The sequence below is a fragment of the Geminocystis sp. GBBB08 genome (assembly GCF_016743215.1).
In the GTDB taxonomy this organism is placed as follows: Bacteria; Cyanobacteriota; Cyanobacteriia; order Cyanobacteriales; family Cyanobacteriaceae; genus Geminocystis.
Map to the genome: position 1 here is coordinate 1 of NZ_VRZC01000313.1, position 725 is coordinate 725.

Annotated in this window: 1 protein-coding gene; it reads right to left on the reverse strand. The window is 44.7% G+C overall.

What is annotated here, in order from left to right; translation table 11 throughout:
• On the reverse strand, positions 1–725 hold a 725-nt coding region (locus FWJ34_RS19425; protein WP_308256971.1), incomplete at both ends, for a calcium-binding protein.

Here is a 725-nt window from a genome sequence, read left to right on the forward strand (position 1 = left end):
ATCATTACCCGTACCACCATTGAGGATGTCGTTACCGTCACCACCGATGAGGACATTATCACTGCCATTACCGTTAATGGTGTTATTGCTCTCGTTCCCTGTCCCATTAATGGCTGTTCCTTGTAAGGTTAGATTTTCCAGAAATGTACCTACTAAGGTATAGTCAAGAGTACTATTAATGGTATCGGTTCCTTCTCCCTGTAGTTCAATGATTTGATCGTTGCCACTATCAACGTAGTAAATATCGTTGCCCAGCCCCCCCATTAAGCTATCATTACCAGCACCACCATTAAGCTCATCATTACCGTCATTACCGAAGAGGGTATCATTACCGGCACCGCCATTGACGTTGTCATTACCCTCACCACCGATGAGGACATTATCACTACCATTGCCGATAATGGTGTTATTGGCATCGTTCCCCGTCCCATTAATGGCTGTTCCTTGTAAGGTCAGATTTTCCACATTAGCTGTTACTGTGTAATCAATGGTACTATAAACTATGTCGGTTCCTTCTCCCTGTAGTTCGATGATTTGATCGTTGCCACTATCAACGTAGTAAATATCATTGCCCGTACCTCCCATTAAGCTATCATCCCCCATACCTCCATTGACGTTGTCATTACCGTCACCACCGAAGAGGGTATCATTACCCGTACCTCCATTGAGGATGTCGTTACCGTCACCACCGAAGAGGACATTATCACTGCCATTACCGTTAATGG